Consider the following 26,372-nt stretch of genomic DNA (forward strand, 5'->3'; position numbering starts at 1 on the left):
AGCTCTGGTGAAAATATGACCATCACGAATGCTCGCACCCTCGATTCGCTCGACGGCCGGATCATCCTGGCCCTCGATAAGGACCCCGAAGCCAGCGCCCTGGCACTTTCCCGGACGCTCGGCGTCGCACGCAACACCGTCCATGCCCGGCTGGCACGGCTGGAGCGCAGCGGCGCACTCCGCTCCTTCAGCCGGCGGCTGGACCCCGCAGCGCTCGGCTACGAGCTCATGGCCTTCCTCTCCCTGGAAATCAGCCAGACGCGGTTCGGCTCCGTGGAGAGCGGCCTCGCAGCGATCCCGGAAGTCATCGAGGTGCACGCCACCACCGGCGACGCGGACCTCATGGCCAAGGTGGTAGCCCGGGGCACCGGCGACCTCTACCGCATCACCAACCAGATCCTGGAAATCGACGGGATCCAGCGGACCAGCACCGCCATCTCCGTCATGGAACTCATGCCGCCCCGGTACGACGGGCTCATCAGCCGCCTGTCCGAGCAGGAAGGCCGCCCCTCCGACTAGAAACGGGTGACGCCAGCCACAACTTGAGCAAATTGTCACTGGGTGCTTCTTCTACTGCCAAAAGTCCCAGCAGTATCGAGCGCTATTGCAAACGTGAGACGCAGGCCACACGATTCCTCCATGACTTCACTTACCGTCTCCGGCCGCGTGGCACAGGTTCTCAGCAGCTACCTCAGCGACATCTTCGGCGTTATGGGCAACGGAAACGTCTACTTCCTGGACGCCGCCGAAAAGCTGGGCCTCCGCTTCTCCCCCGTCCGCCACGAAGGCGCAGCCATCGCCGCCGCCGACGCCTACTACCGGACCTCGGGACGGCTCGCGGCGGGCACCACCACCTACGGACCCGGCTACACAAACGCCCTCACCGCCCTCGCCGAGGCGGTTCAGGCGCAAATCCCCGTTGTGCTCGTCACCGGAGATGCCCCGAGCAGTGGCGCCCGGCCGCAGGACGTGGACCAGGCGGTCATCGCCGCCGGCCTGGGCGCGGCAACCTTCACCGTCACCCGCGACGCCGCCGGCTCCATCACACAGCAGGCGGTGGAGTACGCACTCACCAAGCGCACCGCCGTCGTTATTGCCATTCCCTACGACCTGGCGGCACTGGAGGCTGCGGACGAGGAACTTCCCGAGCCGCAGGCAGCAAAGGTGACGGACGACGTCGACGGCGGCCTTGGACAGGTGGCCCGCCTGCTCGCCGGGGCCAAGCGGCCGCTGATCCTGGCCGGCCGGGGTGCGCACCTCGCCGGCGCCGGGCCGGAACTCCGCAAACTCGCCGACCGGCTCGGCGCACTGACCGCCGGAACCGCCCTGGCGCTCAATCTCCTCAATGGCGAGGGGTACCTGGGCGTGGCCGGCGGTTTCGGCACCGACACCGCGGCGGGCCTCATGGGCGAGGCCGACGTGGTCCTGGTGGCCGGGGCGAGCCTGAGCCCCTTCACCATGCGCTTCGGGCACCTGCTCGGCCCGGACAGCACCGTCATCCAGATCGACACCGCCCTGCAGCCGACCAACTCCCGGGTGGACCTGTTCGTCAGCGCCGACGCGAAGACCGCCACGGGACGCCTCCTAACACTGCTGGATGGTGAGGCTGCGGCGGAAGGTTGGCGGGCGGAAGCCCGCAAGCGCCTGGCCGAAGGACCTGCCCACCACCCAGGCTCGGACGAGACCCCGGACGGCCGACTGGACCCGCGCTCCCTTGCCACGGCACTGGACGCCGTGCTGCCCGAGCGCCGCACGGTGGTCCAGGACGGTGGGCACTTCATCGGCTGGGCACCCATGTACTGGAACATCCCGCGGCCGCAGGACCTGGTGATGGTGGGGACCGCCTTCCAGTCCATCGGGCTGGGACTCGCGAGCGCCGTTGGGGCGGCCCGTGCCGTGGAGGACGGCCGCACCCTCGTGCTGGCGTCCGGCGACGGTGGTTTCCTGATGGGCCTGTCCGACCTCGAATCGCTCATCGGTATGGCAAGCAGCGCCGTCGTGGTGATCTACAACGACGCCGCCTACGGGGCCGAAATCCACCAGTACGGCTCGCAGGGCCTGACCGAAAAGCCGATGCTGATCCCCGAGGTTGACTTCAGCGGGGTCGCCCGGGCGTTGGGTGCTGATTCTGCTGTTATCCGTTCCCTTGCGGACCTTTCGGCGCTCAAGGACTGGCTCGACGCCGGCGCCAAGGGAACCTTCGTGGCCGACTGCCGGATCACCTCAAGCGTCCGGGCCCCGTGGTTGAGTGAATGGATGAACGCCAAGCAGGCTGCGACGGCGGCGGTGGCAGGATAACAAAGATTGACCTGTCCTCAAAGCTTAGGGATTGCCTCTTTGGACTAGGCTTCCGGTGCGCTCCCCAAACGCACTGCCAGGATCGCGACCCCGAATGCCAATTGATCCAGTTCGGCCTCTTGCCCTTCAGCGCAATTCAGTGACGAGTCTCTTGTTCGTGATAACTCATCCTCGGTCGGTTGCGGCGAACCAAACAAAATCCCATCAAGATCTTTGCAACGTTTCCAGGGGGGCCAAAGCTGACAAGGTGGAGCGGACGTATTACCGACGCGGGGTGTATGCCTACGCTCTTGTCGGGACAGTTGTCCATGACGCTAGTGTTACGTGGTCTTCTCAGGCAGGCCAATCGAGCCGGAGCCCGCCCCAGCTCGAACTGATATCTCCTCAGCGACGGATAAATGTCCATTCGCCCAAGCCTCTGTCTCTGAACCTATGACATCCCAAGCCGCTTCAGAAGCCTTCATCAGCAGAGCCCAACGGGCCCCTTCATCTTGCAAGGCAAGACTGTTCAGTTGGGAATATGCCATGGAAAGCTCACTCGAAGTCTCCTGTAGCTTCAGAGCCGTTCTAAGGTGCGCTGACCATCCAGAAGACAACGAGAACCCCCTATCCAGTAACTGTAGACCTGCTGCCACCCCGAAAAGTACATAGCCGGCAGCTGAGGGGACGTCGGGCCACAAGCTTGCCCCAACAGGTATTAGGCCCCCCAGAACAGCGGTTAAAATGCTTACGAACCGGATGGATCGCGCCAGCCTTCTTTTGGAGGCTTTCTTCATCAAATACCAAGATGTTGCCGAAGCAAGAAACGATTGCATCGCTTCATATGCTTCAGCTGCCGTCATGGCACCCGTTAGAGTCGAGGGCAGCGCAATATCCTTTGGTACACGGCTGCGGCGCATGTATTCTCCCTTAGCGGCTAGTAGATTATGGTCCTCAGCTTCCGAGTAGCCTCGTCTGTCGAGAACCGCGAAAGCCTCATCCACCCTGGAGGTCCCAGGGCGTGGCCCGAAATTGGAAGTATCATTCTTTAGTACCCAGCATATCTTTATTCAACTTGCCAGAATACTTCGGGCCGATACCGTCCAACATCTTGTTTGCCCTTCTAACGGCACTCCTAAAATCAGGAAACTGCTGCCGAAGCTTAGGACCGTACCCCAGGAGGAAACTAGATAGATCACGATCAACAGAAACATTGAGACTTCTCAGACTGGGAGAAACCGATAAATACCAGTCGACTAGGGGATGTGCAAGATTTGGCAGATCCCACGTCTCCTGATAACTCGAACGAACCCGCTTCAACAGTGCCGGACCTTCTTTATAGTCGGCAAAAGACGCGGGCGGATATTGCAATAATCGGGCGTCTGAGTTATCAGCATCCGACGCTTCGAGGATCTCGTAACGACCCCAGCCGAGAGACAAGAAACGAAAATTCAAGTGTATCAAAGCCAAAGCTGTAATATCACTAAAATGCCCAGTACGCGGAATACTAACTACCGGATGCTGCGTTGTCAGCGCGAGGGATAGATCCTTAACGGAAACGCGATGTGCGCACCCTTCCATGACGAACAACTTTTCAGATACCCAACCCGAATCGCTAGTTATCAAGGGATCATCATATATCTCGGCCAGGGTAACTTTCCCACTTAGCCGCTTAAGGTTGTTCAGGACGGACGTATTCCGAAGGATACTGTCGGCAATTCTAGTCTCGCTAGCCGACAATAGGGAGCGCCGTAGTGTCAGTTGGAGAGCAGACACTACCGTGTACGGGAGTGCTCGTACATGATCGCGAGCGACGTTTAAGTCCGGGCGAAGCGAATCTGAAAGCCAGATAGACGCGAGCACATTCCCGGTTGTGTAGTGATGCGTGTCTTTCCACGATACGGCTAGCCATTCCTCATCGGAGTCCAGAAAGTCGATTGGTAGGCGAATTCCATTATGGCTCCAGCTACTAACGTGGGTTCCACCGCTAGCGAGCCATCGCCTATCCCAATACATCGGATCTCCGAAAATGTCATCGGGATGCAGGCCGTGATCGTAGTCGTAGTCATCGTCATCGTCATCGTCATCGTCATCGTCATCTGATGCTGTATACGGCAATAGAAGCCCGACTTCCGAAAAACTAACCCTTGCTTTGAATTCAAACTCGTCGTCGCTATCGTATTTCCCTATGGCGGCGAATCTTTCATGAGCATCCTGCGCGTCAGGATCGATTTGTTCCACATACTCATGAGCTTGGTCACCATAAAGCTTGAGACTGATGTGCGCGGTGTCGCTGCCGTAAAAAGCGAGCTTGACGAAAGGCCCATTTCGGAGCGGTGACGTAGGATCATTCACATCCAGTTGTTCCTCATCCTCCTCATCATCCCACGGGCTTTTATAATCAAAATTAATCCCGGCTACACCTGGAAGCTTTTCAACCGCTAGCGTAGACATAACCGACTTCAGTGCAGACGCATCGACCATAACAAGGTAACCAGCTCCATCTATTTCCTTCCTAGCGCGAGCGGCAGATAGGTTTAGTTTGCGCACGTTAAGAGTGACCTGCTCTAGTGCTCCTGCCACCTCTGGAGCGAGCTGTTTTAGCTTCGGGCCCCAATCGAGCTGATGGCTGGTGCTATTTTCTCCGTCTGGATCGAATAGCGACACTTGCTCGTTGTCAAGAAAAACCTTGACTGGGCTGTTGAGGAGGAAATGATCACAAAGACGCTTGACATCTACGCGTTCGGTCTTTTTATTTTGGTCAATTCGAAGGGCGATGGATGTACCAGGCCTGCCTGGGGGCCGGTACCCATGCTCTATAGAATGTGAATGACTCGGCATACTGCTGGGTGTGCTCTGTTTAGATTCGGTCTGCACCACCAGAAAGTCCGTCTTCTGCGGAAATGAAAGGCGAATTGATTCGGCACGCGCGCCGCCTCCAGTTGCTGAACGAGTCGAGAGTTCAATACGGTCTGCCACTAGGAAAGCTGAAAGCAGTCCCACCCCAAATTTGCCTATAGAAACCATTGGCGAGGAGGTGTCAGTGGTAGCTTGCATGAGAGACGCCTTGAATCCAGCTGTGGAATAATACGAAGCTCCAACTCTAAGCAAAAAGTTTTCGATAACCTCCAAACTCATGCCGCAGCCTTCATCGTCAACACGAATCCATTGATATCCCTCGTCATCTTTCCATTCGGATACGTTGATGACATATCCGGAGGAAGCTACTTCCACACCTTCTAAGCGGCATCGAGCTCGCACGGCGTCAATTGAGTTTTGCAACAACTCGCGTAGGAAAACGTCCGAATTCGGATAAAGGTTCTCACCCATAAAGAGGTCAAGGATAGCGTCCTTGTCAAGCTTGAACCGAAAATCGCCGTAAGTAAAGCCGTCACTGATTATATCTGAACGATCTATAGAATTAGGCAGCGGTAAATTCCGCCACCGATCGGTGCAGTAATTGATGAGACGCTTGCATCCGGCAAGCTCCGTTTCGATAACTTCTAAAAATTCGAGCACATCGTGCTGAACAACAGGGTGGTCGGGGGCGGCGATGAATCCAAGCTCGTAGTCAGCGGCCATGTTAGTGGGAAAAACAAAGCCATCACTTTTCAAGTGTTTTCGCCATTCAACTTCGCTCCGCCGAAGGCGTTCAGTATGTGCTCGCCTTATACCCATATAGCGGTATACCGCTTCTGGAGATCGAGAATTATCAAAGTCAAGTATGTCGGCGAGGCGTAAAATGATTGCACAGAGACGAAGATCGCACTGCTTGATGAAGGGGACGTCAAAAATATCGGTTTTCAGGCTGGTCGTGGGTAAGTTATGGCTCCTGCATAGTTCACCTAAGTGGTGTGCTATGGGTACGCTTCCCCACCGAAGCTTCTCTGCAGGAAGGCTAGCTAAGATTGTTTTGACACGGTCTGCGTGCACCCAACGGCAATAGCCTTCTATGAGTTCACTGTTGGTGGTTTCGTCGTTGCGTTTGTATCGAAGATACTCCGATGGGTGCGTGCGCAAATACGTTTGAAACTCCACCGAATTAGTTATGTTGTTTCGCTCTTCTTCGGTGAAAGCCATCCCTGCGTCGTGGAAATATGCGGCAAGGATAAGCATCGCTGCTTCTAAAGCAGTGAGATCTTCTGTGCGGTGCCCAAGTAAGCTCTCCATGTTCGCTATAACGTTCTTGGCGTGCACGCGGTTATGGAGGGTGTAAGTCGGAAATGTGTCACGAACCATGTCTAACAAATCACCAGCGTAGTTGGTCAGCCATTCTACGTCTGCGTTCTGCTGATGGGTTCCTTTTTTAACAAGTACTTCCTTTAGTGTCGCTGGCATCCCGCCTCCTGTCCAACGATCCCGAAGCTGTGCTCCTTCGGGCCGTCACTTGCAAATACCTCTGTTGGCTAGAACTTGTCGTTTGTACAAAGCGTATCGTCCAGAACCTCCCCTCTGGACGGACGCAGCGCGGCGGCCTCATGGATTCTTGTATCCGCAACTGTCGACGGCTTTATCGGCTCTTCACTATTGAGTCGTGGACCGGTTGGTCTGGCTTCTTGATGGGCTTTCCGGCCTCGGCTTGCTGGACGCAGGATGGTCTGGTGAGGTGGGTCTGGCTCTCGACTCTTCTGACATCACCCCGTGGTGATTGTCCTGACCACGGCGTGTCGGCCGACCTGGCTCATTTTCGAAGTGCAGCCCGGCAGGGCCGTCATGTCCTGATAGGAGTCTGGCGAGTCCCCGATAGTGAACTGACTTACGCCCACCGTCTGCGCACCCCACAACGAGGAAGGGCGCAGTTTCCATAATGAGCGAGAACAGATGAAGGTCTATGGCGGGATCGACACGCATGCCGATACGCATCACGTCGCGGTCATCGACGCAACAGGACAACGGATGGCCGATGTACAGGTGCCGCTACCGCTGCGAATTACCAAGCGGCGTTACGGTTCCTGGGTACGTGGCCGGCATTGGTGAGCGTGGGCATCGAATGCACCGGTTCCTATGGGGCCGCGGTGACCCATGTCGCCGCGAGGGCGGTATCGAGGTGTTGCAAGTCAACCGGCCGAACCCATTCGATCGCAGGCTCCGGGGCAACCACCCCGGCGTCGGAGATGGCGCGTAGCCTTTGGCCATGGCAGCCAACGGCGGTTTGTGCGCACCCTGCCGGGACGCGTGAGAGCGACCTACGAAAATCTTCCGCTGCCGGCACCCGTCGTGGCTGGAATGGCCCTCGGTCTCCTCCTCGCCAGGCTCCGCCCCATTCCGTTTCCCGGATCCCGTTCCGTGCACAAGGTGGTTGGTGCCGGATTGGTGGTCGGTGGCGTCGGACTCAATGTCTGGGCCCTGGCGGAACGTCGGCGGCGCTCCGCGGGCCCCTTCTCGTTGGAGCGGGCTGAGGAGCTGGTGGCTACCGGCACCTACGCCATCACCCGTCACCCGATGTGCGTGGGCTGGTGGCTGATCCAACTCGGTGCGGCAATCCTTACCGGTTCGGGCTGGGTCTTCATGCTGCTGCCGGCCGAGCTGCTGGTGGAGCACCGGTCGGTCCTCGGCGAAGAGGCCGCCCTCGCCGAACTGTTTCCGCAGTCCTACCCGGACTATGCGGAAAAGCTTCCACGCTATCTGGGGCTCCCCCGCGTGTAGGGGTTCTGGCTGGGGCGCAAGTGCCGCCGTCGTACGTCCTGCCCTACATCACCGTCGGGTTCCCGGGCCGCCCCTTGTGCTCCGCCCGCGCGATCTCGAAGCTGCTCTCAAACGGCAGCGAGTCCAGGTCCAGCAGCGGGTTGTTGTCCTGCGCCGCCACCAGCTTCCGGGCGGCGTCCTCTGACTCCACGCTGGGCATCGAACCGGGCAGGTGCCGTCCGGCCGATTCGGGCAGGAACCGGATGGCCACGGCGGCAATGGCGGCCACAGTAATGAGGTAGTACGCAATCGCCATGTCGTCGCCGGTGAACCCGATCAGGGCCGCGATGATAAACGGTGCCGTCCCGCCGAAGATGGCCACCGCCAGGTTGTATGCGATGCCCATGGCGGAGTAGCGGTGCTCGGTGGGAAACAGCGCCGGCAGCGCCGACGCCAGGTTCGGCACCGAAAACGCCACCGGGAAGGCGATCAGGGCCAGGCCCAGCAAGGTCATGGGGACGCTGCCCACCGCTATGGCCAGGAACGCCGGAACCGCGAACACCACGGTACTCAAGGCCCCGATCCACAGCACGCGGCGGCGGCCGATCCGGTCCGAAAGCAGCCCGGTAAACGGGATGCACAGCGCCATGGCCACCAGCACCGGGATAGTCAGCAGCGTCCCCTCCACCTCGCTGTAGCCCATGGTGCTGGTCAGGTAGGTTGGCATGTAGGACGTGAGGGCGTAGGCCACGGTGTTGGCGGCCGCCGCCAGGATCATGGCCAGGACGATGGGCCGCCAGTGTGCCTTCAGGATCCCAATCGGGCCCACGGGGCGGAGCTCCTCCCCGGTCTCGGGATGCTGGGCCGCCACGGCTTCGGCTTCCATCGTGGCCTTGAAGGCGGCCGACTCCTCGATCTTCATCCGGAAGTAGACGGCCACGATGCCCAGTGGACCAGCCACCAGGAACGGGATCCGCCAGCCCCACGCCTCCATCTGCTCCTGCCCCAGCGTCAGCTGCAGGACGGACACCACCAGCCCGCCCGCTGCGAACCCGAGGTAGCTGCCCATGTCCAGGAAACTGACGTAGAAGCCACGCCGGCGGTCCGGTGAATGCTCGCACACGAATGTGGTGGCTCCCGAGTATTCGCCGCCGGTGGAAAAGCCCTGCACCAGCTTGAGGACCACCAGCAGCACCGCCGCCCAGATGCCCAGCACCGCGTACCCGGGAAGCAGGCCGACGGCGAACGTCGCCACGGCCATGAGCATCAGCGTCATGGCCAGCACCTTCTGGCGGCCGATCTTGTCGCCCAGCCAGCCGAAGAAGATCCCGCCCAGCGGCCGGGCGATGAACGTGGCGCCGAAGGTCCCCAGCAGGAACAGGTTCTGCACCGCCCTGTCCGCCTCGGGCAGGAACACCGGCCCCATGGTGGTGATGAGGTAGCCGAATACCCCGACGTCGTACCACTCCATCGTGTTACCCACGATGGTCCCGCCGAGTGCCTTGCGCAGCGTGCGGCGGTTGACGACGTTGACGTCGGATACCTTCAGCCGCCGCTGCTGCCCGCTGTGTTGTGTCATGGCCCGCTCACCGCGCCTCGCTTACCAAGCCGGGCACTCGTCGTCGTTCTTCTTACCCCTTGACCGGCAGCAGCCCAGCATTTCCGTTCATCTTCCCACTGCCGGACCAAGGCAACAACGGTTGCGGTTTAGTCGTTGGATTCCTCGGCCCGTGCCTCAGGCCGCAGGTTTGATGTTCTGGTTGACATGGAACAGGTTGCCCGGATCGTACTTCGCCTTGATCCTGGCCAACCTGGCGTAGTTGCCGCCGTAGTTGTCCTGGATGCTGGACTGGTCGTCGGCGTCAAGGAAGTTAACGTAGCCCCCGCCGGCTCCATAGGGATGCAGGGCCTGGTGGTAGTCCCTGACCCACCTCGTGTTGGCCGCATTGTCCGCCGGGGACTCCCACATTCCGGCGATGGCTACGGAGAAGTTGGCATCCCGGTAAGGAAAGGCAGTCTCCTCCTGTCCCACGCGTTGGGCTGCACCATTGATGGGGTAGTAATGATTGGCGGTTTGGGGACTGGGCACCCCGGCTCCGAATTTCCGGGCAACGCCGATCACGTCGTCGCTCAGCTCCGGCAGGAACTCCGCCTTCCAATATGCTTGAAGGCCCTTCGGGAGCATCGGGTCGAACAAGGTATTGAGCATCGGGTACGGGATCGGGCCGACAAACTGCCCGGCGACTGGAGCGACATCCAGGAACTGCTGCCATTGCCGCTCGCCTTCATCGTGGGGACCGGTCCAGCAGCCCACCACAACCACCACGGGTTTTCCGTGGTGCTCCTCCGGCAGGAAGGGAACCGGTGGGCCCTGGTGGAATCCGAGGAAGATTCCCATGTCTTCGGGAGCTGTGGCGATATAGTCCCGGTACAGCTGCCCAACAGCCTCAACCTGCTCGAGCAGGTAGATCACCACACCGCCGTAGACCACCTCGACGGGATGCAGGGTGAATTCCAGGGAAGTTACCGCGCCGAAGTTTCCTGTGCCGCCGCGTAACGCCCAAAAAAGATCGTCATTCTCGGTGGCGCTGGCCGTGAGGAACTTCCCGTCCGCGGTCACCACATCCGCGGAGATGAGGTTGTCGCAGGACAGGCCGTGCTTACGCGCGAGGTATCCTATGCCGCCGCCGAGCGTCAGTCCGGCCACACCCGTGGATCCGATAATGCCGCCGGTTGTTGCCAGCCCGAACGCGTTTGTTGCGTGGTTGAAGTCGGCCCAGGTGGTGCCTGCCTCAGCCCGGGCGGTCTGGGCAGCAGGATCCACCCGGACGCCCGTGCGGTCGGCGAAGTCCAGCACGAGCCCACCGTCGCAGGTCCCAAACCCCGGGGCACTGTGACCCCCACCCCGAAGCGCGAGGTCCATACCGTTGTCGCGAGCGAAATTTACTCCGGCGATGACGTCCGCGACCTGCGAAACCCGCAGTACGGCGGCGGGACGTTTGTCGATCATGCCGTTATAGACGGACCGCGACGCGTCGTAGCTGGGGTGTTCGGGGGTAATGACGTGGCCCCGGACATTCTCCTGCAGGGCCTGAAATCCATTGTTATCCATGGTGACTTCCATTCGCCCCGAGCATGGCCGATCGGGGACTACGCGCAGCCTTCCCCCCGGCCGTGCGGGGACCTTCATGATGCAGCCGCTGCGGGCCCGGGGAGAACCCGGGAACTGGCCGGACGGCCTGTTCCAGCGGCGGAGACCGGATGCGCCGGTTCTGCATGTGTGGCATGTAGCACCGGCGTGATTCTCGAGTATGCACCTGCCGGCGACGCTGCCGGGCGAAGCTTTGGACACCCTTGGGCCAACCGACTAACCGTAAGGTACGCCTGCCCGTTTTCAAGGTCAAGAACCGGTTGGAAAGGCACGCGGGGCAGCCGGCGGGCCGCCGTCGTAAATTTACGACGGCGGCCGCTCACCAGGTGCCGAACTCCCCTACTGTCCCGGGACTTTACTGTCCCGGAGCCCGGTAGGACGGCGTCTTCTTGGCAGCTTCGTCGAGGTCTTCGACGGTCAGGAGCGGCTTCAGGCGGACGTTGACGCTGCCCGTCGAATTGATGAGCAGCGACAGTGCTGCCGCACTTGCATCGTCTGGCACCTCAAAAACGCCGAGGACGTCGTAGTAGCCAAAAGCGTAGTAGAAACTCTCCAGCGTTCCTCCGACGGATTTCAACGCCTCGGTCAGGGCGTCACGGCGCTTGGTGCCGCCCTCCTGCATGAGCCCCTGGATTCCTTTGCCCACGTAAGTCGCTTCAAACAGATACTTCGGCATGGCCTTTCCTTTCCCTAAATTTCCATTCCATCAGGCGCTCATCAGGCTGTCCCGAGTGCACCCGCGCAACCCGGACACACGGTGCTGAATGGGGCCCACACAGAATCCTCCTCACCTGGCTCCATCGCCGTGCAGGAGCGGCCCAGATCCGGCCCCTCATTCCGTGGAAGCGGGTATTTCACCCCGCTACCGCAGAAACTATTCCTCCGGCTACAGGCAGTCAATAGGCCGGGGAAACCCTCCCGCGCTGGACAAGTGGGGCGCTTATCCCCTGTGCACCGCCGCGCGCGGGGAGTAGCCTGATCCGCACCACTGTCCACCGCCGTCGAGGAGCCGTCATGGCTGGGTTTTTTCAGATCATCGAATTCAGGACCTCCCGAATCAAGGAGATCGAAGAGCTGGGCCGTCCCTCACAAACCGAGGGAAGCAATCAGCCCACTTTCCGCCGCATTGTGGCCACGGCGGACAGGGACCACCCCGGGACCTACGTCACCATCGCCGAGTTCGAATCCTATGACTCGGCAATGGAGAATTCGGGCCGGCCGGAGACGTCCGAGTTCGCCGCAAAAATGGCGGCACTGTGCGACGGACCTGTCACCTTCCGCAACCTGGATGTGATCTGGGAGGACACCGGAAACGGTGCTGGCCGCGGCTAGGATCAGGCGGCCAGGCTAGTCAGTCAGCAGGTTCATCGGCCTGTGCCTCTCCATCGTCTGTACCTGGCTTGTCGTGAACCTTTTTCGGGATCTTTCCCTCAACGTCAGCGGGCACGGGAGGGTCCTTCTCATCATCAGTAGACATAGGCCAAGCCTAAGCCGCGCCCGCTTGTCACCGCCCCGTACGCAAACTGACGGCCACCCCAATCTTCCGGGTGGCCGTCAGTTTTACGTACTTTCGGTTTACCGCTCTTCTTCCGCGGCAGCGGCCTTCACAGCGTCCTTCTCGGCGCGCAGGGCCTCGGCGTCGTGCTGTTCCTCGGCCTTTTCCTGGTGGATGACCTCTGCGAAGAGCTTCTCCATCTCCTTGGCCACGCCGGCAGCAGACGCCGGGTTCTGCCCGGTCACCAGCCGGTCGTCAACCACCACCTTCTCCTCAAAGACACCGGCGGAGACGTGGGTGGCGCCCTGTTCCTCGAGCCGGTCTGCCAGGAAGAACGGGATGACCTTGTCCTTCCCTGCGGCAACTTCCTCGTCGTTGGTGAAGGCGGCCACCCGCCGGCCCTCGACGAGGCGTAGCCCGTTCTCCAGTTCCACGTTCAGCAGTCCGGCCGGTCCATGGCAGACCGCGCCCACCAGTCCCCCGGCGTTGTAGACGCTTGCCACCAGATTCTGCAGGCCTTCGCTGTCCGGGAAGTCCCACATGGTGCCGTGGCCGCCCACGAGGTAGACGCCGTCGTACTGGTCCGGATCCACCACGTCCACCCGGGCAGTGTTGTACAGGCCGGCACGCGTGGTCTCATCCTCGGTGAACGCGACTTGGATGGGATCTTTCGAGTCCACCTCGTCGCGCGGCGGCTGGCCGCCCTGGATGGACGCAAAGTCGACGAAATGCCCGGAATCCTTAAACACCTTCCACGGATGCGCAGCCTCGGCCACGTTGTAGCCGGTCTTCTCTCCCGTATCGCCGATCTCGGAAACGCTGGTCAGTACCATGAGGATTTTCTTCATGAAGTGCTCCTTTCGTCCACCTCCCACCCTACGCGCAGCCTAACTCGGGCCCTCCGCATTCCGGACGGTGAGCTGTCCGGTCACGCCGCTGAAGCTATCGGCACGGAATCTGCGGCGCTGCCCCATCCGGCCAGCAGCGCCGGAGGCACAATCATGCTGCCGGTGTGGGCGTGCCGCAACGTGTCCAGCATGGCTCCCAGTGCGCCGTCTTTCGGAAGGAATCCGCAGATGCCCGTGCGGGCGGCTTCACATAGAGCTTCCTGGGACGGGTTTCCCGTCAGCATGATGATCCTGGTTTCCGGCGCCTCCGAGAGGATGCGCCCGGCAGCTTCGAGTCCGGATCCGTCGGGGAGGTGCAGATCCATAATCACGACGTCGGGCGCAAGGTCCCGGAACATCGTCACCGAAGATGCAACGGACTTCGCCGCTCCTACGCTTTGCAGGTCCGGCTCACGGTCCAGCGCCCCGGCCAACAGGTCGGAAAACGTGGTGTGGTCATCAACAATCAGGATTCGCAGGCGGTCCGTTGGCTCTGTGGCCACCGCGGCAACGGGACGGCTTACGGTCACCGCGGGACGAGGGCCGCCGAACGATGCAGGACCCGACGATGCGGTGCTCCTCAGGAGTCTTGCCTGTGCCTCCCTTAGCGTGGGAGCGGGGGCGCAGCCCAGTTCCTCATCCATGACCCTGCGGCAGCGGTCGTAAGCGCGCAAGGCTTCCGTACTCTCGCCGTTCTGCTCAAGCCCAAGAATCAACGCCGTCCATGCCCGCTCGTTGAGGGGATCCTCCTTGGCCGCCGCGCCACCCCAAGCAATGGCCTTGCCTGTTTCTCCCACGGAGAGCGCGATTTCCGCAGCCGCAACGCGTGCCAGGCCGACGCGCGCTGCGTGCGCGGCACGCTCCTCCTCTGCCCACGCCGGCAGCAGCTCGTCCCCAAGCAGTGGAGCGGAAGCGAGGTCAAGTGCTTCTGTCAGCAGTGCAAGCGCAACGCGGGGCTCTGCCTTGGACGCCGTTTTGGTCAGTGTTTCGAAGCGGTCCAGGTCCAGTTCCACCAGTGACCGGTCGATGGCATAGCCGCCGGTGACCGTCCGCAGGGGTCCGGTTCGCCCGGTGCCGGGCTGCAGGTTGCGCCGGAGGACGCTGACATAGCTTTCAAGGGTGGCCAGCGCAGCGGCCGGGTGGTGGCCGCCCCACAGCAAATCCATCAGCCGGGACTTGGACACTGCCGTGCCAAAATTCATCAGGAGAATTTCGAGTACCTGGCGGGGCTTGGGCCCGCCAAGGTCATTGGCGCTCAGCTCGATGTCGCCCCGGCGGATCGTCAACGGGCCGAAAACCGAAATCGAAAGCGCCGGCGTCGTTGGCGGCATTTCGGGAACGAGGCTCGCCTGGCCGGTGTTGTTTGGCAGTTCCAAGGTAATCACGGTGGTATCCCCCAAGTAGTCCTGTGCTGCGTGGTTCCCATTGAAGTGGCGGGTAAATACACAAACCACAGTGCTCAGTACTCGCTTATTTGTGCCTGCATTCCGTCGAGTACTTGGTTCAGGGCGCAGCTACGCAGAAATTGTTGAGCGGACACTCAGCAAGGAATCGGGGAAAGTGAGCTGCCCGGAAGCCGTTTGCGCTGGTGAGATCCTGGATCATGATCCATGCCGAAGGTTGGAAAAACCCTAGGTAGTGCCACGGAGGCTCCTCCTGACGGGCAGCCAGCCGTTGGCGCTCATTTTTGGGACTAGGAGGGAAAAATTCCGGGTCGAACACCACGGCGCCCTTAAGTTACGGAATCACTGCGCCCGCACGCCTGCATGACTCGACCACCGCTCAGGTGTCGGAGATGCGCTCATCAATCATGCGCTGCAATTCCGCCTCATCCGGACACGGAAGGTTGTCGATGGGGCACTGACGGTTCCCGGAAAGCACACCCATGCCTTCAGCAGCCTCGATGCACCCCGTGCACACGATATCCGAGTCATGCAGCAGTGCCGGCTCGTTCTCAATGTGGCCGCAAAGGGCCCGGCGCCACTCCGGGTCCCGGCAACACACCAGGTGATCCAGTTTCCCTGGTTGCTCAATGAGATTGTACGTAGCTCCCGGAACAGGGCCGCGACCCAAGTCCATAGGCCCGGCTTTTCCGGCTGCCTTCGGATTTACCGCTGATGTCCCAGTCATCGCTCCCCGATGGAAAATATTCAGATATTGCTCGCCCCATTGGACGACATCGGTAAACGATTGTAAACCCTCACTCCTGCTTTTGGATGGGACCGATAGTGCTCGGCCAGCCTTGCCAGCCCCTCATCAATCGAGACGGCGGGCATCCAGTTGAGCAGTTCCCGGGTTTCGCGCTGGTCGAACCAGTGGGCGGTGGAGAGCTGCTCGGCGAGGAATCTGGTCATGGGCGGCTCCTCTTGCCGCCCTGCCCGGGTCCAAAGCTTTTCCACCACCGCTCCTGCCGCCCGCGCCACACCGCCCGGCACAGACCACGACGGCGCCGGGACGCCTCCCGCAGCACAGATGCCCGCCAGCAACTCACCCACCGGCCGCGGCTCGCCGTTGCTCACCACCAGTGCTCTGCCGTGAACGTATTCCATGCGGTGCAGCGCTGCGACGATGGCCGCGGCGGCGTTGTACACGTAGGTGGTGTCGATCAGGGCCGCGCCGGCGTCGAGCAGCGGCAGGCGTCCCTGGCTGGCGCGTGCCAGGACCCGTTCCACCAGCTGGGTGTCCCCCGGACCCCAGACGATATGCGGGCGCACTGCCCCGACCCGGCAATCCGGAGCGTCCGCCGCCAGCGCCAGGAGTTCCGCCTCGGCCTTGGTGCGGGAATAGTTCCCGTGCGCGTGCTGAGGGTCCGCTGGCTCCGCGCCCAGCCCGGCGATGGCCGCGCCGGAGTTCGCCACGGACGGGGAGGAAACCAACACCACGTCCCGCACCCCCGCAGCCCGGGCGCAATGGAGCAGGCGGCGGGTCCCTTCGACGTTCACCTCATCGAACTCCTCGGCCCGGCCTGTAAAGGAAACCTTCGCGGCCAGGTGGATGACTCCTTCTGCGCCTTCCACTGCTCCCCGGAGCGCTTCACCGTCCGTGACGGACCCGCAGAAGTCCGTGGCGCCGTCGACTCCTGACGGACGGCGCTGGAAGGTGGCCACGTCATGGCCCTGGCTCACCAGCAGCCGGGCCACTTCTCCCCCGAGCAGCCCGCTGGCCCCAGTGACGAGGACCCTCATGGTTTTCCCGGCCGGCCGCCGGCCAGCACCCGTGACGCCCAGCGGGACAGGCGGGTCCTGTCGATCTTGGCATTGTGCCGGATGTCGGTGGGCTGGGCTGGGACTTCGAGCACGGCGGAGACCTGCACGCCAGCCTCCCGGGCCGCCTCACGGACATCCCCCGCAAGCTGCGGCGCAGCAGGGCCGGCTTTCCGGGCAGGAGGGACGGTCTCGACGACGGCGACCACGGCCTGGGTGCCCGCCGGTCCGACGCCGGTGATCGCCGCCAGCCGGACAGAGTCCAGCCGTTCGATCGCCTGTTCCGCGCCCACCGGCGTCACAACGACACCGGGCGCCGTCACAACATGGGCGAGGCGGCCCTCCACCCACAGCCGCCCGGCGGCGTCGAAGTGCCCCACATCGCCGGTGTGGTGCCATCCGGGCAGGCTGGCACTCTCCTGCTGGGTCAGCCACAGCCTGTCGTAGGCTTCCTTCACGTGCGGGGCGCTGACCAGTATTTCGCCGGTGACGCCTGCCTCGGTCACCGGAAGAGACCCGGGCGCCGTTCCGTCCGCGGCCAGTGGGACGACGGCTACCCGGGCGCCGTGAACCGGCCAGCCCACGCACACCCCGTTCCCGGCTCCCTCAACAGCACCGGTGGGATTCTCAGCGCCGGCGGCAGCGTCGGCGTCGGCGGCCTGGATTTGTTCGAGGCCGATGTCGGTAACCGGCAGCGCCTCCGTCATCCCGTACGGGGTGTGCAGCGAGGCCCGAGGCAGCAGCCGCTGCACCTCGGCCAGCAGCGGCTCCGGGACAGGCGCGCCGGCAGACAGCAGCAGCTCGACACCTTCCAACGCCTGATGCCCGGCAGCAGTCAAGGCCTCCCGGGTGGCGAGGACATTGCGCAACGCGGCCGGCGAGGCGAAGACCACCGTAGCGTCTATCGCCGCGGCGGCATCGGCGAGCGCGGTCGCCGTCAAGGTGCGGGGCGCAGTGACGTCCATGGCTGGCGTCACCGACACCGCTCCGAGCGCCGGTCCCAGCAGCGCAAACGGTGCGAAACCTGCCACGAGCCGGGCACCAGGACGGATCCCGAAGGTTGCGGCCACCGTGTCCCGCATCGCGGCAAGCTGCCGGTGCGTATAGAGGACCCCTTTGGCGGGGCCGGTGGAACCGGACGTGAAGAGGACGGCGGCAGATGCATCCGGTTCCACCATGTCCACCACCGGCCCCGAACCGCGCCCAGTGCCGGACCGGGCCAGGGCTTCGAGGGAAGCCTCGACGCCCATCATCCGACGGCGGGCAGCCGGGAGCTCCCGCACACTGATCCGCCGCCCCGGCCAGCCCAGCACCGAGGCAGCCGCGAGCGCCTTGTCGATGCCGATGAGGAAATCGGGGGTGGCGCCTTTCACGGCACGGCTGAAGCCCCTGGTTCCCAGTCCGGCGTCGGCAACGACCACCACGGCGCCCAGCCGCAGGCAGGCGTAGAGGGCGACGGTCAGGTCCACCCCGGGCGGAACCATCAGGCTCACCCGGCTGCCGCTTCGCACTCCGGCTTCCCGCAGCCCCGCGGCGAGGTCCAAATTGTTCCGGTCCAGCTGCTGCCAGCTGAGCGAGCGGGCCACAGTACCGTCCGGCGCCATTTCCGCGACGGCGGTATCTCCTCCGGCCGGCCCTGCCGCCTGCTCGCCGAGCAGGTCCCACAGGGGCCGGAAGGCTGGCGGCTCCGGCTCGGCCGCCTCGTCGAGCCCCTGGCTGCCGGGCGTTAGGTTCTCTGCTGCCGGGGATGCGCTTCCGCTGACACCGACGTTTGCGGCGAGCCACTGAAAGACCGGTGCGGCAATGTTCCGGTCTTCCGCCACGAGGTGGCCGGCGCCTTCAAAGCGGTGCACGTCGGCGTGCGGTAGCCGGTTGATGAGGTCCTTGAGGTACCGGTCGGAAAAGATGGGATCCCGCGGGCCCCAGAGCATCAGCGCCGGGACCTTCAGCCCGCGCAGCCCTTCCGCCACGGAGTTGAGCGCTGGGAAGCTGGGGTGGGACTCGTCCACCGGAATGTCCGCCACAAAGTTCCCCACCCCGATTCGGCGGTCGGCTCCGCGGTAGGGAGCCATATAAGCGTTCCGGATATCGGCGGGCAGCGGCGGGTGGGCCAAGGAGTGCGTCACCCGCAGGAACGCGTCCGACGTCGTTGTTCCCCACGTGTGCACGGCGGGGTGCAGGGCAAGCCGCAGGGCGGGCGGGATGGCCGAACCGGCGGGCTGGTGGACGGCGGTGTTGGTCAGCAACACTCCGGTGAGCTGCTGCGGGTGCGCCAAGGCCCAGCCCAGGCTGATCACACCGCCCCAGTCGTGGCCCACCGTCACCACGTTCCCGTCGAGGCCAAGTGCGTCCGTCAGGTCACCGAGGTCGTTGATCCGGTCAGCCAGCCGCCGGAAGGTGCCGGTGCGCTCCGAAAAGCCCATGTCCAGCTGGTCCACCGCCACAACGCGCCACGGATGGTCCGGATCCGATCCGGCAGCCACCAGCGTCCGCCACAGATAAGACCAGGTGGGGTTGCCGTGTACGCACAGCAGGGTACCCCGCGGCGACAGGCCGAGGCGGGAGAGCTGGGCGCCGTTGTCCAGCAGGTGCCAGCGGCGCACTGTGCCGGGCGCATCGGCGTCCGACGTGGACTTAACCTCGACTTCGCGGGACCATTCCGGGTCCACGCCAGGCCAGTCTGCGCCTACCAAACGATTTCCATCATGGCGGTGTTCAGCCCCGATCCGACGCCCATGCAGAGGACCCGGTCCCCCGTTTCAAGGGATTGCGCTTCAGCCGCGAGGGTCATGGGCAAGGAGGCCGGGCCCACGTTGCCCCAGTGCGGGAAGGTGATGGGCACCTTGGCAGGGTCCAGGTCGATGGCGTCGATGATGGCCTGCGTGTAGGCATTGCTCACCTGGTGCGTCACGTACCGGTCCATGTCTGCCCAGTCCCACTCCGGCCGGGCTTCGTGCCAGGCGTCGACGACGAGCTGGAGGCCGCCGTCGAGCAGGCCTTTTGTGTCGGTGGCCATGCCGTCAATGCCGCCCACGCACAGCTCGTGGTGTTCGGTGCCGGCGCGCATCACACCGCCAACGATCCGGTGCGCACCCGGGTGCTGGTCTGCCGGGCCCAGGACGGCGGCGGCGGCTCCGGAGCCCAGGGTGAGGGTGGCGAACTCCCGGTTGAAGTCCTCGCGCGTGGTCTCGGGCCGCTGGAGGCGGGCCAGCGTGGCCTCCTGCGTGGCCTCGGCATCCTCGGCGTTGACGATCATTGCGTACTTGATCTGGCCGGAGTCGATCATGTTGGCCGCCAGGGTCAGGCCGTTCACGAATCCCAGGCAGGCGTTGGCAAGATCGAAGTTCATGGCCGACGACGGCAGGCCGAGTCCGTGGTGGATCTTCACCGCGACGGACGGTTCCAGGTTCCGGCGCGTGACCGACGTGTTGATCAGCAGTCCGACATCGGACGCTTCAACGCCGGCCTCGGCCAGGGCCTTCGCGCCCGCTTCGGCGGCAGCATCATCAAAGGACGTCCCGGCCGCCCACCAGCGGCGGTGCGTGACGCCGGCAACGCGCTCGAGCAACCGGGGCGGGAACTTCAGCCGCTGCAGGGTGGACGCCAGCCTGCGGTCAAAATCCGTGGAGCTCACGATCCTCGGAGCCTCCACACTGCTCACCGAAAGCAGCGCGGTGTTGCTATGCCGGAAGGTTGCATTTCCTGCCAATTCGAGCCCCTGTTCCTGTCCGTCCTGCAGCCATGCGCTGACAGTACGTTAGCCGACTGACCCGAGACGCGATGGTAAGCATGCTTAGGATATGTTACAGGTGCAACCACGGCCCGCCAACCGGAAGAGGGAGCAAAACGGGCTGGGGGCGGCACGCCTGCGCATGGTTTTTCATGATGCCCGCGGAGCGCGCCGCGACGGGAATGCATATGAAGGAGTGGTTCGAAGGCGCATAGTTGGACGATGACAGGTCCTTACACCCGGGGCGACTCCTTCAGTTGCGGGGCTTCCCGGGAACACATCAGACAAGCTCTCGTGGACCACGGGGCGACGGACGTTCTTTTCAGCCAGCGCGGGAACCGGAGCGCCATCGCCTTCAGGGCCGGCGGAAGGCAATTCCGCATTGTCGTTTCCTTGCCGCAGCCTGATGGTGCCTTGCCAGGTTCCGGGGACACAGCGGAGGGCCCCATCCGCGAAGCGAAGTCAAAAGAGCTTGAACGCGCCAACCGCAGGTTTTGGCACGCCCTGTCGCAGTCGATAGACGCCAAACTCCGGGCGGCCGCGGCAGGCATTGCCACCCTTGAATCCGAATTCCTGGCCCATGTTGTACTTCCTGGGAACCGCACGGTACTGGACGAACTCGAACCCATCATCGACTCCGCTTACCGGTCGGGCCGGCGTCCCTCATTCGGCGATTTCGACCCGACATCGCGGCTAAGCCCTGCGGAGCAATAACGGAGTAGATCGCCCAACTTCCGCTAAGGGCAACACAGCGGAACTGGTTCCGGTGGAGGACGCAAAAAGCTGTGGCCTCCTGCCCGCGGCAGTGCCAGTATGTGGAGAACCAAGTTCACCCCGGCGCCCCTCCCGGGCAGCAAGGACGCGGTCATGACCTATATCAACGATTTAAGCGATGTGGGGCCAGATGACGTCGCCGTCGCTGGCGGCAAGGCCGTGGGTCTCGGTGGCCTGATCCACGCCGGGCTGCCGGTCCCGCCGGGGTTTGTCCTCACCACCGATGCTTATTCGCGCTTTATCGATGCCAACCACCTCGCAGCGGACATCCAGGACATCGCCACACTGCCACCCCAGGCGGAGCCGCAGGCGGAGCCGCAGGCGGAGCCGCAGGCTTACGAGGATGCCTCCCAGCGGATCACCGCACTGTTCAGGACCGGCACTATGCCCGCCGAAATCGCGGCCGAACTCGGCGCCGCCTACGGGCATCTCGGCAGCAGGGAGACGGCCGTGGCCGTGCGCTCCTCCGCCACCGCCGAGGACCTTGCCTCCGCCAGCTTCGCCGGCCAGCAGGAAACCTACCTGAACGTCCGCGGCCTGGTGGAGCTGTCCACGGCGGTGATCAATTGTTGGGCTTCCCTGTGGACGGCGCGGGCCATGGCCTACCGTGCCCGGGAAGGTGTGGGACCGCAGGAGGTGCGCCTCGCCGTCGTCATCCAGCAGATGGTGGAGGCCGAGGCAGCCGGGGTGATGTTCACCGCCAACCCCTCCAACGGCCGGCGCGACCAGACGGTGATCAGTGCGGCGTGGGGCCTGGGCGAGTCGGTAGTCAGCGGTACCGTTACCACCGATGACGTGGTGGTCGACGCCGGGACGGGCACCGTGGTGTCGCGGCGGACAGCCGACAAGGAAGTGATGACGGCCTACGCGGAGAAGGGCACCAGGGAGCAGCCGGTGGCGGCAGCCCGCCGTCGTGAACCCGTGCTCGATGACCGGTCTGCGGCGGAACTGGCCCGTCATGGACGGCGGGCAACGGATCATTTTGGCGCACCGCAGGACATCGAGTGGGCACGGGCTGCCGGCAAGTTTTTTATCCTGCAGTCCCGCCCCATCACGGCTCTGCCCGAACCGGCGGCTGACATCCCGGACACCTGGCCCCTGCCCTATCCGAAGGGGCTCTACTTCCGGGCGAGCATCGTGGAACAGCTCCCCGACCCGCTGTCACCACTGTTCGCCGACATGGTTGACGGCTCCGTGGCGAGGTCGCTGACAGCCTTGCTGGCCGAGGCCCTGGGCAAGAACGTCATCCGCGACGGCGACGTCAGAATGCCCACCATCAACGGCTACGCCTACTACTATTACCGCACCGCCGGCATGTGGCGGATGATGGGCAAGGCCCCGGCCGCAGTGGGCGCGCTGGCCCGCGGCAAGGCGCACATGGGGGTGGCCGGCTGGCGCGAGTTTTCGCATCCACGGTACGAACGGGTCGTCAAGGACTGGCAGGCGAAGCCCCCGGCGGAGCTCACCGGCGAGGAACTCCTGGAGGGGGCGCAGGCATTGCTTGACGCCGGGACCGTGTATTACACCGCCGTGCAGTCCATCATTCCGCTCGCCGCCACCAGCGAGCTCTCCTTCCGGGCGTTCTATGACAAGCTGGTCCGGCGAGACGGCGATCCCCCGGCCCAGACGTTCCTCCTCGGGTACGACAGCGAACCGATCCGGGCGGAGAAGTCACTGCATGACCTGGCCGTGTGGGCCCGCAGCGACCCCGGGCTGACGTCGGCTTTGCTGGAACGGCCGACGGCGGTGCTCGCCGAGTCCCAGCGCACCGGTTCCCCGCCCGCCGGTGTGGACAATGTGCTGTGGCAGGAATGGCGGTTCGCCTTCCAGGAGCATCTGGACCTCTACGGCCACGCGGTCTACAACCTTGATTTCGCCAGCCCCGTAGCAGCCGACGACCCGTCCGCCCTTTTGGAGACGGTGAAGTTCTACCTGCGTGGGAAGGGTACCGACCCGCATGAGCGGCAGCGGCTGCTGACCGAACGCCGGGAGTCGCTCACTGAACAGATGGCCGGCCGGCTCGGGCCGCGCCGGCGGGCAGCCTTCCTCCGTCTGCTCGGGTGGGCCCAGGAGATGGCGCCGATCCGCGAGGACGCGCTGGCCGACGTCGGACTTGCCTGGCCGTTGCTGCGGCGGATGCTGCTCGAACTCGGACAGCGGGTGGTGGATTCCGGTGTCATCGCTTCGCCGGATGACGTGTTCTGGCTGCGCTACCAGGAGCTGCGGAGCGCGGTCGACTTTGGCCTCGCCGCGCCGGGGGTGCGGGCCGCCGTCGTTATTTCCGGTGCTGCCCGGCCTGTCCGCGCGGCCGCCGTCGAGGAGCGCAGGATGCTGTGGCGGGGCCAGGTGAAGGCCGCGGCCCCGCAAATGCTTCCCGAGCGCCGGTGGATGGAACGGGCCTTTGGGTCGATGATGCCGGCCGGCTCGCAGCGCCAGCGCGGTGACGTCATCAAAGGCGTGGGGGCCAGTTCGGGCCGGGTCAGCGCTCCCGCCCGCGTCCTCGCCGGGCCGCAGGACTTCGGCCAGATGAAGCCCGGAGACGTCCTCGTGGCCCGCATCACCACGCCTGCCTGGACCTCGCTGTTCGCGATGGCCTCGGCCGTGGTGACTGACGTTGGCGGCCCGCTCAGCCACAGCTCCATCGTGGCCCGCGAGTACGGCATCCCCGCCGTCCTCGGCACCGGGGTGGCCACGCAGCGGCTTGCCACCGGCCAGCAGATCCTCGTGGATGGCGACGCCGGCACGGTCACCATTGAGCGGCAGGCCGGCGCGGATGCCACGCCAGGAGGGGACGTCCTCGGCGCCTAAGAGAGTTCAGCGGGGCAGGCGGCCGCGCGCCGCTATCCAGCCTGCGTAGGTTGATCGCTTGGAACGAGCCGGTAGGCGAAGCGGCTGTCCAGGCCGCCGGGGCTCATGGTGAGGTCTACCCCTTCGGTGGGCAGCAGCACGGGCGCCTTGAACACGTTCCCGCCGCAAGGGACCTGCACGGGGGCGAGAACCTCAACTCCTCCCCATGTGGAAACGGAGAGCTCAGCCACCGGAAGTCCCGAGCAGACGAAGTGCAGTTCGTACTGGCCCGGTTCGGCAGCCAGGGTTCCGGTGGCGGTGGTTTCCGCGCTGATGGTGCCACGCAGTTCACCCGGCAGGTGCGGCTGCAGCTGCTGCGCCGACCACTCTGACAAGTCTTCCAGCTCTGAGGCCCTGCGGTCCGGGTTGGTCTGCACTTTGACCCCCGTGGCGGACGGTTTGCCCGTTGGCGGAACCGCGCTGATGGTGATGGGCCCGCCGTCGTGCCTGACAAAGCGGTCCAGCGTGGAGGTGCACTCAAAGCTCGCCGCCTCCGGAACGCCGTCCGCCTTCACAATGGTGAGCTTGGCACCGTAAACCCCGGCACAGGCGCCTGTGACCACGTAGTCTCCGGGCGCCAAATCCAGGGAGAGCTTCCCTGCGGGCTCCGCCTCTGACGGCAGGCCGGGGTCAGCGGGGGAAGCCTCCAGCAAACGGGCCACTTCATCGGCGTTTTCCTCGAAGGACCGGGGCTGCGGTGTTGCTGCCGGCGGGGATGTTTGAGCCGGTGGTTCCGACGGGCCGCTGTACTCGCACCCCGCAACTGACATAACCATGGCGGCCGCAGCGAAAAGGACTACTCCGCGCCGCGCCGGCTTCCCCCCAAGAGCTGACATGGCTCCGAGTCTAGGGCCTCTGCCCTCTTCTCAGCTGGACGTTCACGTGCCGCCGGTGGGAGGTCCCAGTGAAAGCCCCTAGCCTTGGAACATCGGTTGCAAACAAACCACCCCGGAAAGGTACGCACCCATGCGGATACTCGTCGTCGGAGCCGGAGCCACAGGCGGGGCCTTCGGTACGCTCCTGCAGGAAGCGGGCCGGGATGTCACCTATCTGGTGCGGCCGCGCAAGCAGGAGGTGCTTCGCCGCGACGGGTTGCGCTTCGTCTCCCCCACCGCTGACCGGACGCACGCGGTGAAGACCATCACCGCCCCGGACGGGTCAGGGACGTTCGATCTGATCCTCGTCACGGTCAAAGCCACCGCAATCGATGGCGTACTCGCTGAGCTGGACGCCTTCGTCGGGCCTGGCACCGCGATCATTCCCATCCTCAACGGCATGGCCCATGTGGACCGCCTTGAGCAGCTGTACCCGGGGCAGGTGCTCGGCGGGCTGGCCCGGATCGTCGCCACCCTTGACGGTGACGTGGTCCGCCAGCAGGTGCCCCTCACCTCCCTCACGGTGGGCGGGCTGAACGGAAACGCCGTTCCCGCGGATGTTTCCAAGGCTCTTGACGTGCCCGGCGTCGACTTTTCCGTAGTAGACGACGTGACGGGCGCACTATGGGAGAAATGGGCGTTCATCGCTTCCGCAGGGATCATCAATTGCCTGTTCCGCGCGCCGGTTGGCCGGATCATCAGTGCCGGCGGGCAGTCAAAGATCATGGAGGCCATCAGTGAAACCGAAGCGGTGGCGGCGGCAGCAGGACATCCCGTTTCCGACGCCGCTCATGCACAAGCGGTCGGAATCCTCACTGAGCCGGGATCGGCCTTCACGTCCTCCCTGTACCGGGACCTCAGCGCCGGGCTCCCGTCGGAAGCCGAGCACATCCTCGGTGACCTCGCCCGCAGGGCCCGTAGCCTGGACGTCCCAACGCCCCTGTTGGACCTCACCCTCATCCAGATCAGGGCGAGCCTCCCGCTCTGAAGCCAGGCGGTTCGGCTGAAGGCCCCCCACACACAAGAAAGCGCCTGCCGCCGTTTCCTTCCGGAAGGGCAGCAGGCGCTTTTGGTGCGTTTCGCGGGTTAGCCGACGCGGGTGTAGCTGATTTCCGTCTTTCCGGCAGGAACCGAGTGAAGGGTCACGTACGTGCCCTGGGCTTTGTTCGCATTGCCGGGAAGGACGCCGGGCAGCGAAACGTAGTTTCCCTCGACGCGGCGGAGCGGAACTTCCCGGTCAGCCGGGAGGCTGACGTAGCTGCCGCCACGCGGGGTGCTGTTCGTGACGGTCGTTTGGGTTTCCTGGGTTACGGCCAGTCCGGACTGCAGAGTCATGTGATCTCCTGTGGTTGTGGGGGCTTGCCGGCGTCACCGATGCTGGTGCTGTACCGCCTGCACGCCATTCAGAAAGGGGGCGCAAGCATGGGCAGTTCGACGCGGCGGCCGACTGCCGGCATGCGGGGATGTTATCCCTGCGGCAGCACTGAAGGGCTTCGGCGGCCTGGTAA

General features: G+C 63.8%; 20 protein-coding genes. 7 read left to right on the top strand and 13 right to left on the bottom strand.

Translation table 11 applies throughout. The annotated features are described in order from the left end of the window. The first annotated feature begins 15 nt into the window (after positions 1–15). Positions 16–519: an Lrp/AsnC family transcriptional regulator gene (locus AC5RUQ_RS12415; protein ID WP_493947613.1), complete on the top strand. Its 504-nt coding sequence runs from the start codon at positions 16–18 to the stop codon at positions 517–519. A gap of 120 nt (positions 520–639) precedes the next feature. Continuing rightward, positions 640–2,298 (top strand): thiamine pyrophosphate-binding protein, encoded by a 1,659-nt coding sequence (locus AC5RUQ_RS12420; RefSeq protein ID WP_493947614.1) that lies wholly within the window; start codon positions 640–642, stop codon positions 2,296–2,298. 320 nt (positions 2,299–2,618) lie between these two features. Here AC5RUQ_RS12420 and AC5RUQ_RS12425 read toward each other — a convergent pair whose 3' ends face one another. Next, on the bottom strand, positions 2,619–3,197 hold the full coding sequence (locus AC5RUQ_RS12425) for an SLATT domain-containing protein (protein ID WP_493947616.1): 579 nt from the start codon (positions 3,195–3,197) through the stop codon (positions 2,619–2,621). 121 nt (positions 3,198–3,318) lie between these two features. Then, positions 3,319–6,615 carry an HD domain-containing protein gene (locus AC5RUQ_RS12430; protein ID WP_493947617.1) on the bottom strand — a complete coding sequence of 1,099 codons (3,297 nt, stop codon included), beginning with the start codon at positions 6,613–6,615 and terminating at the stop codon, positions 3,319–3,321. 837 nt (positions 6,616–7,452) lie between these two features. On the opposite strand from AC5RUQ_RS12430, the gene AC5RUQ_RS12435 reads away from it, so the two are divergent. Next, positions 7,453–7,923 carry a methyltransferase family protein gene (locus tag AC5RUQ_RS12435; protein WP_493947618.1) on the top strand — a complete coding sequence of 157 codons (471 nt, stop codon included), beginning with the start codon at positions 7,453–7,455 and terminating at the stop codon, positions 7,921–7,923. A 43-nt stretch (positions 7,924–7,966) separates the two neighbouring features. Here the strand turns inward: AC5RUQ_RS12435 and AC5RUQ_RS12440 are convergent, their stop codons facing one another. The 3 genes from AC5RUQ_RS12440 to AC5RUQ_RS12450 all read right to left on the bottom strand — a co-directional run bounded on the left by AC5RUQ_RS12440 (position 7,967) and on the right by AC5RUQ_RS12450 (position 11,729). Beyond that, the gene (locus AC5RUQ_RS12440) at positions 7,967–9,481 is read right to left on the bottom strand and encodes an MFS transporter (RefSeq protein ID WP_493947620.1); all 1,515 of its coding nucleotides are present in this window, start codon (positions 9,479–9,481) and stop codon (positions 7,967–7,969) included. A gap of 156 nt (positions 9,482–9,637) precedes the next feature. Further along, the gene (locus tag AC5RUQ_RS12445; protein ID WP_493947621.1) at positions 9,638–11,014 is read right to left on the bottom strand and encodes an FAD-binding oxidoreductase; all 1,377 of its coding nucleotides are present in this window, start codon (positions 11,012–11,014) and stop codon (positions 9,638–9,640) included. 394 nt (positions 11,015–11,408) lie between these two features. Next, entirely contained in the window at positions 11,409–11,729 is a 321-nt protein-coding gene (locus AC5RUQ_RS12450) for a GYD domain-containing protein (RefSeq protein ID WP_493947623.1), read from the bottom strand. A 338-nt stretch (positions 11,730–12,067) separates the two neighbouring features. Between AC5RUQ_RS12450 and AC5RUQ_RS12455 the strand changes: the two genes are divergently transcribed. After that, positions 12,068–12,385, top strand: coding sequence for a hypothetical protein (locus AC5RUQ_RS12455; RefSeq protein ID WP_493947625.1), 318 nt, complete (start codon positions 12,068–12,070; stop codon positions 12,383–12,385). Between the two features lie 19 nt (positions 12,386–12,404). Here the strand turns inward: AC5RUQ_RS12455 and AC5RUQ_RS12460 are convergent, their stop codons facing one another. From AC5RUQ_RS12460 to AC5RUQ_RS12485, 6 genes are all read right to left on the bottom strand, one after another. Continuing rightward, on the bottom strand, positions 12,405–12,530 hold the full coding sequence (locus AC5RUQ_RS12460) for a hypothetical protein (protein WP_493947626.1): 126 nt from the start codon (positions 12,528–12,530) through the stop codon (positions 12,405–12,407). A 98-nt stretch (positions 12,531–12,628) separates the two neighbouring features. Beyond that, positions 12,629–13,396 carry a type 1 glutamine amidotransferase domain-containing protein gene (locus tag AC5RUQ_RS12465; RefSeq protein ID WP_493947628.1) on the bottom strand — a complete coding sequence of 256 codons (768 nt, stop codon included), beginning with the start codon at positions 13,394–13,396 and terminating at the stop codon, positions 12,629–12,631. A gap of 80 nt (positions 13,397–13,476) precedes the next feature. Continuing rightward, the gene (locus AC5RUQ_RS12470) at positions 13,477–14,820 is read right to left on the bottom strand and encodes a BTAD domain-containing putative transcriptional regulator (protein ID WP_493947629.1); all 1,344 of its coding nucleotides are present in this window, start codon (positions 14,818–14,820) and stop codon (positions 13,477–13,479) included. Between the two features lie 765 nt (positions 14,821–15,585). Then, positions 15,586–16,620: an NAD-dependent epimerase/dehydratase family protein gene (locus tag AC5RUQ_RS12475; RefSeq protein ID WP_493947630.1), complete on the bottom strand. Its 1,035-nt coding sequence runs from the start codon at positions 16,618–16,620 to the stop codon at positions 15,586–15,588. After that, complete coding sequence (locus AC5RUQ_RS12480; RefSeq protein ID WP_493947631.1) at positions 16,617–19,331, bottom strand: alpha/beta fold hydrolase; 2,715 nt, start codon at positions 19,329–19,331, stop codon at positions 16,617–16,619. The genes AC5RUQ_RS12475 and AC5RUQ_RS12480 overlap by 4 nt, the downstream gene beginning before the upstream one ends. Then, positions 19,325–20,347 (bottom strand): 3-oxoacyl-ACP synthase III, encoded by a 1,023-nt coding sequence (locus tag AC5RUQ_RS12485; protein WP_205484401.1) that lies wholly within the window; start codon positions 20,345–20,347, stop codon positions 19,325–19,327. Before AC5RUQ_RS12485 ends, AC5RUQ_RS12480 begins: the two co-directional genes overlap by 7 nt. 243 nt (positions 20,348–20,590) lie before the next feature. Between AC5RUQ_RS12485 and AC5RUQ_RS12490 the strand changes: the two genes are divergently transcribed. Then, on the top strand, positions 20,591–21,082 hold the full coding sequence (locus tag AC5RUQ_RS12490; RefSeq protein ID WP_493947632.1) for a hypothetical protein: 492 nt from the start codon (positions 20,591–20,593) through the stop codon (positions 21,080–21,082). 153 nt (positions 21,083–21,235) lie between these two features. Next, positions 21,236–23,950, top strand: a complete 2,715-nt coding sequence (locus AC5RUQ_RS12495) for a PEP/pyruvate-binding domain-containing protein (RefSeq protein ID WP_493947633.1) — start codon at positions 21,236–21,238, stop codon at positions 23,948–23,950. A 32-nt stretch (positions 23,951–23,982) separates the two neighbouring features. On the opposite strand, the gene AC5RUQ_RS12500 is transcribed toward AC5RUQ_RS12495, so the two are convergent. Next, positions 23,983–24,825: a hypothetical protein gene (locus tag AC5RUQ_RS12500; protein ID WP_493947634.1), complete on the bottom strand. Its 843-nt coding sequence runs from the start codon at positions 24,823–24,825 to the stop codon at positions 23,983–23,985. A gap of 130 nt (positions 24,826–24,955) precedes the next feature. On the opposite strand from AC5RUQ_RS12500, the gene AC5RUQ_RS12505 reads away from it, so the two are divergent. Continuing rightward, positions 24,956–25,852 carry a ketopantoate reductase family protein gene (locus AC5RUQ_RS12505; RefSeq protein WP_493947635.1) on the top strand — a complete coding sequence of 299 codons (897 nt, stop codon included), beginning with the start codon at positions 24,956–24,958 and terminating at the stop codon, positions 25,850–25,852. A 98-nt stretch (positions 25,853–25,950) separates the two neighbouring features. On the opposite strand, the gene AC5RUQ_RS12510 is transcribed toward AC5RUQ_RS12505, so the two are convergent. Next, positions 25,951–26,199 carry a hypothetical protein gene (locus AC5RUQ_RS12510; protein ID WP_493947636.1) on the bottom strand — a complete coding sequence of 83 codons (249 nt, stop codon included), beginning with the start codon at positions 26,197–26,199 and terminating at the stop codon, positions 25,951–25,953. Positions 26,200–26,372 lie beyond the last annotated feature (173 nt).

Source organism: Arthrobacter sp. MDT2-3 (assembly GCF_059090465.1).